Source organism: Paenibacillus solani, from assembly GCF_050475945.1.
GTDB lineage: Bacteria > Bacillota > Bacilli > Paenibacillales > Paenibacillaceae > Paenibacillus_AQ > Paenibacillus_AQ solani_A.
On record NZ_JBCMXJ010000032.1, the window covers coordinates 1 to 831 of the forward strand.

At 52.3% G+C, this 831-nt stretch carries 1 rRNA gene; it reads left to right on the forward strand.

The features are described from left to right. Window positions 1-56: 56 nt before the first annotated feature. Window positions 57-831 (forward strand): 23S ribosomal RNA (locus ABEQ74_RS29810); the annotation flags it as partial.

The window sequence follows — 831 nt, forward strand, 5'->3', positions numbered from 1 at the left end:
ATCCATTCAGGAAACAAGCGGACAACAGAGCGCATGGCGCGAAACTTGAGCAGAGAGGTTAAGCTACTAAGAGCACACGGAGGATGCCTAGGCGCTAGGAGCCGATGAAGGACGTGGCGAACAACGATACTGCCTCGGGGAGCTGTAAGCAAGCTTCGATCCGGGGATGTCCGAATGGGGAAACCCAGCTGATGTAATAGTCAGTTACCCGTATCTGAATACATAGGATGCGTGGAGGCATACCCAGGGAACTGAAACATCTAAGTACCTGGAGGAAGAGAAAACAAGAGTGATTCCGTTAGTAGCGGCGAGCGAATGCGGAACAGCCTAAACCAGAGAGCTTGCTCTCTGGGGTTGTGGGACGTCTCACATGGAGTTACAAAGGAACATATTAGACGAAGAGGTCTGGAAAGGCCCGCTAGAAGAGGTAAAAGCCCTGTAGTCGAAAGTATATTCCCTCCGAGACGGATCCCGAGTAGTGCGGGGCACGTGAAACCCCGTATGAATCTGCCAGGACCATCTGGTAAGGCTAAATACTCCCTAGCGACCGATAGTGAAGCAGTACCGTGAGGGAAAGGTGAAAAGCACCCCGGAAGGGGAGTGAAATAGAACCTGAAACCGTGTGCTTACAAGAAGTCAGAGCCCGATCTATGGGTGATGGCGTGCCTTTTGTAGAATGAACCGGCGAGTTACGTTCCCATGCAAGGTTAAGGCGAGAAGCCGTAGCCGCAGCGAAAGCGAGTCTGAATAGGGCGATTTAGTATGTGGACGTAGACCCGAAACCGTGTGATCTACCCCTGTCCAGGATGAAGGTGCGGTAACACGCACTGG